Raw genomic sequence first — 4,789 nt, 5'->3', positions numbered from 1 at the left:
GTCAATTACCTAATTTTCAGGGAAAAAGTCCCTGAATTTACCCCTGATCACTCCCATATCTGGTACTTTTTGAGGGGAAAAAAGTCCAAAAGTCTTATCCAACAAGGTTTTTAGATTTATTCAGCAAGCCCTACTTAGGGTGAAAACCCTGGCATTTCTGACAAATTCCTCGAAAATGTATTTCTGGAATCGTTGCAGAGCAAGGATTCCAGAAATGATAATCTCAGCTTATCACCCTAAGTACGGGAGAGCCAAAACAATGCTTTCACGCATGGGAGGAGACTTAAGTGGGGGACAACAACAAATTATTTTAGAAATTGAAGCTGCGGTGCGTCGCATTATTGAAACCACAGGAATTTCTGTGCTATTAGTAGAACAACATTGACATTTTGTGCGCCAAGCTGACAAATATTATGCCATGCAAAAGGGTGGGATTGTTGCGTCAGGTTCTACCAATGAATTAAGTCAGGAGGTTATTCAGAGATTTTTAGCGGTTGAGACGAAGAATCGATTTCAATGGCTGCTGTAAGTACCTGGACAAAAATATGGGTAATGTGATTGAGACGCACAAACCAAGCGTTTTCTGCATTCATTAAAGCCAGTTTATCTTGATTTTTCTGCTGGCGCAGACTGGGGTGGCAGAGAGCCATGTCATCAGTTACAGGACGCAAATCGCAAGTTTTGGGTAAGATTTAGGTGGCGTTCATCCCCCGTGACCAGATTTTTTCCCAATAAGAGACTCCCATCGGGGCGGCGATGAGCCGGTTCTAGCATTTCACTTTTCCCCCCACCACTTGCCCCCTCGTGCCTAAAGGTGACTTTGTTATCGTAGGGGGTGATCACTTGAACGGTGGATGCGTGGGCTGTCACCCAGTTTTCCTGCCCTCCCATGGCTAACAATACGCCATAGGCAATGGGCAATAGGCAAGGGGTAGGGTTGATTTATAGTAGGGTTGATTCATGAATCAACCCTACTAGGGGGTAGGGGGGATCAAAGGCAAAATCTATCTCTACAAGCTCAAGGGTTGCGGATCTAACTTCAAATCGGCAAGACTGACATCACCGTGACCATTTACCGCCACCTCTAGGGGCAAATTGCCGTGATAAGCTTGGATTAACAGGGTTTTTAAGTCCTCGATCAGGGGATAACGGGGATTGGCTCCGGTACACTGATCATCGAAAGCTTGTTCGGCTAAATGGTCTAATTTGGCCATAAATTCGGCTTCAGTTTCGGGAATTACCTCTTTGATACTGGCCGGAATACCGATTTCCCGTTTTAAACATTCGAGCGCTAATACCAATCTTTCCACACTTTCGGTCTCGCTTTCTCCTCCCAATCCCAGAGAATGGGCGATCCTGGCATAGCGCCACTTCACGTTAGGATATTTGTACTGAGAGAAGGTCGCCTGTTTAAAGGGGGCATCGGTGGCATTATAGAGGATGACGTGGGAAATCATCAAGGCATTGGCCAGACCGTGGGGAATGTGGAAAATGGCCCCCAATTGGTGGGCCATGGAGTGACAGATGCCTAAAAAGCCATTAGCGAAGGCCATTCCGGCCATTGTCGCCGCATAATGGACTTTTTCCCGCGCTTTCGGGTCTTTAGCTCCGTTATGATAGGAACTGGGCAAGTATTTAAACAGCAGTCGGATGGCATCTTGAGCAAGAGCATTGGTGTACTCTGAGGCTAAAACCGAGACGTAGGCCTCAAGAGCGTGAGTTAAAGCGTCAATTCCGCCGTAGGCTGTCAATTTTTTCGGCATATTTAGCACTAATTCTGGATCGACGATGGCCATGCTGGGAGTTAGGGCATAATCTGCCAGAGGATACTTAATATTATTACGGCGATCGGTCACGACGGCGAAGGGAGTCACTTCTGATCCTGTTCCCGAAGTGGTGGGAATACAAACCATCAGAGCTTTTTCGCCTAAAGGGGGCAATTCATAGACTCGTTTGCGGATATCCATAAAACGCATGGCCAAGCTCTCGAATTCTATCTCTGGATGCTCGTAGAGTAGCCACATAATTTTAGCGGCATCCATGGGGGAACCGCCACCGATAGCGATAATTACATCGGGATTGAAGGTATTAATGACATTTAACCCCCGTTCGACGGTTTCTAGGGAAGGATCGGGTTCCACATCATAAAAGATATTAATCGTGATGCCGATTTCTTCTAAAACTTCCTCTAAAGGTGCGGTAACTCCTAGGTCAAAAAGAGGTTTATCGGTGACAATAAAGGCCCGTTTTTTGCCGGCTAATTCCCGAATAGCGATCGGTAATGACCCGTATTTAAAATATACTTTTGGTGGTACTCGGAACCAAAGCATATTTTCCCGGCGCTCGGCCACGGTTTTAATATTTAATAGGTGGGTAGGTTCGACGTTTTCGCTGATGGAATTACCGCCCCAAGTGCCACAACCGAGGGTTAAACTAGGATCGAGACGGAAGTTATAGATATCACCAATTGCACCCTGGGAGGAAGGGGTATTAATTAATACCCGGGCTGTTTCTACGTTGTCTTCAAAGCGTTTAATATGTTCCCGATTTGAGGGTGCGGTATAAAGCACGGCCGTATGACCTCGACCCGCAAATAAGACCAGTTTTTCGGCTTTTTTCACCCCATCTTCAAAGTCTTTCGCTCGGTACATAGCTAAAATTGGCGAGAGTTTTTCGTAGGAAAATGGTTCCTTTAAACCAATATTTTCTACTTCTCCGATTAGTAATCGTGTATCTTCTGGAACGGAAATTCCGGCCATGGCGGCTAATTTTTCCACTGGTTGCCCGACGATATCGGGGTTAATATGACCATCTTTTAGAAGAATCTCGGCGACTTTTTCCCTTTCTGCGGGGGAAAGAAGATAGGCCCCGCGATCAATAAATTCCTGTCGAACTTCTTCATAGATGCTATCGACAACGATTACCGATTGTTCCGAGGCGCAAATCATGCCGTTATCGAAGGTTTTACTGAGAATAATCGAGGAAACGGCCATTTTTATGTGAGCGGTTTCGTCAATTAAAGCGGGGGTATTGCCGGCACCGACTCCTAAGGAAGGTCTTCCCGAAGAATAGGCCGCTTTTACCATACCCGGACCGCCGGTAGCGAGGATTAAATTAATGCAGGGATGTTGCATTAATGCTTGGGAAAGTTCCACCGATGGCTGATCGATCCAACCAATAATACCGGCCGGCGCACCCGCTTTGACGGCCGCTTCCAAGACAATTTTGGCCGCCGCGATGGTGCAGTCTTTCGCTCGCGGATGGGGGGAAAAAATGATGCCGTTGCGGGTTTTCAGGGCAATTAGGGCTTTAAAAATGGCTGTAGAGGTGGGATTTGTGGTGGGTACGATCCCCGCTAAAATGCCCACGGGTTCGGCGATTTTTTGCAATCCAAAGGATTTATCTTCTTCGATAATGCCGCAGGTTTTGCTGTGTTTATACTTGTTGTAGATGATTTCTGAGGCAAAATGGTTTTTAATCACTTTATCCTCTATTACCCCCATCCCTGTCTCTTGTACGGCCATTTTAGCCAGGGGAATGCGAGCGTTGTTAGCTGCTAATGCCGCTTTTTTGAAGATAAGATCTACTTGTTCTTGGCTATAGTTGGCAAATTGTTGTTGAGCTTTTTTTACCTGTTGAATCAGTTCTTCTAGCTCTTGTCTATTGGTAACTGTCATAACAATTTTGTCGAAAAAATTAGGCATTTTATTCTACTCTAGCGTTTTTCGGCAGGGGATTCGCTTAATCTTGGGATTTTCTTTATAGTTTCCTAAGCATTGGTATTATAGGATACTAATCCTAAATCCATTGAGCATAGGTTACATATCAGGACAGGCACTCATGCAAGAGGCACTCATGCAAAGGGGAGAATAAATAATCAGTTTTTAATAACTGGATTTAGTATAAATTAGGATTGACCAGTACCTAGAAAAAGTTTGAGGACAGAGACTCAATGATCAAGTTACCAGAAATTCAAGCTGGTGTTCGAGAAGCTGGTTCTATTCCGCACTCCTTGAGTGAAAAGTTTAAAGTTGATCACAGCTTGGCAACGGATTCAGGGTGAGATTCAATATCAAACTAGGATATCTCTAAACTCTAGAAAATCAATATCTTCAGAGCAAGGGAATCAAAGAGAATTGAATCAGTCAATTTTGATGATATTTTGAATGATTAATCTAAACCCAGTTTCTTGGCGAAATTTTTCCATCCTCTCCGTTTGTGAAGTCTGAAAGTTAGGCTTTTTGTTATTAGCAATGTAGGCTTTTCTAGATGAATAATCCTCTATACCATGATTTTCAATAAATACCCGAATTGTGTTTCTTAGTTGCTTTTCTCCGTCTCCTACCCACTCATGATTTCTCCCCTTTCGTTCTTTTAATTCTACAAAAATCAAACAATTAGCATAGGTCAGCATTCCATCACAGCGTTTATCCATACCACTACCATCGACTTTTCTAATTTCAATACATTTATCAATAGCGGTAAATGTCACTTCAATTTCTTGAGAGTTTTCCACAATAGCAATCCAATCCCTGGGATTTTCTGTATCTAAATAAGCGGTATTTTCTGGGGGAGATGGCTGATCACAAATTCCAAATTCATGCCGATGGGTTTGACTCTGACATTTTTTATCAAAGAAATTGATCTTCAGGCTCTTCTGGTTTTCGTGTGTTAATTTTTGTTATGAATTAAAGCAAGCAAACAGCTTAAGTCGAAGATGTTCAAAATTGGTAAATCCATAACTTATTCTTTTAATAAGCTTTATTTTGGTATTCATTCCCTCAATTAA

5 protein-coding genes and 1 pseudogene are annotated in these 4,789 nt (G+C 43.6%); 1 reads left to right on the top strand and 5 read right to left on the bottom strand.

Features of this window, described 5'->3' with window-relative positions:
• Nucleotides 1-190: 190 nt before the first annotated feature.
• Nucleotides 191-529 (top strand): annotated as a pseudogene (locus O9295_RS00075) (hypothetical protein); the annotation flags it as partial.
• Here the strand turns inward: O9295_RS00075 and O9295_RS00070 are convergent.
• From O9295_RS00070 to O9295_RS00050, 5 genes are all read right to left on the bottom strand, one after another.
• Entirely contained in the window at nt 474-650 is a 177-nt protein-coding gene (locus tag O9295_RS00070; protein WP_288030787.1) for a DUF4914 family protein, read from the bottom strand. The pseudogene O9295_RS00075 and the gene O9295_RS00070 sit on opposite strands and share 56 nt — an antisense overlap.
• Nucleotides 651-654: 4 nt before the next feature.
• Nucleotides 655-921, bottom strand: a complete 267-nt coding sequence (locus O9295_RS00065) for a DUF4914 family protein (RefSeq protein ID WP_288030784.1) — start codon at nt 919-921, stop codon at nt 655-657.
• An 89-nt stretch (nt 922-1,010) separates the two neighbouring features.
• A complete protein-coding gene (gene adhE / locus O9295_RS00060; RefSeq protein ID WP_288030791.1) occupies nt 1,011-3,677 on the bottom strand; it encodes a bifunctional acetaldehyde-CoA/alcohol dehydrogenase in 2,667 nt (888 codons plus the stop codon).
• A 464-nt stretch (nt 3,678-4,141) separates the two neighbouring features.
• Nucleotides 4,142-4,651 carry a hypothetical protein gene (locus O9295_RS00055; protein WP_353851829.1) on the bottom strand — a complete coding sequence of 170 codons (510 nt, stop codon included), beginning with the start codon at nt 4,649-4,651 and terminating at the stop codon, nt 4,142-4,144.
• Between the two features lie 30 nt (nt 4,652-4,681).
• Nucleotides 4,682-4,789 (bottom strand): transposase (locus O9295_RS00050; RefSeq protein ID WP_287672724.1); only part of this gene is annotated, 108 nt, incomplete at its 5' end.

Source organism: Microcystis sp. LE18-22.4A (genome assembly GCF_027531105.1).
GTDB classification, from domain to species: Bacteria; Cyanobacteriota; Cyanobacteriia; order Cyanobacteriales; family Microcystaceae; genus Microcystis; species Microcystis aeruginosa.
Note: the sequence above shows the minus strand (reverse complement) of the source record. Positions and strands in the feature narration are given on the sequence as shown.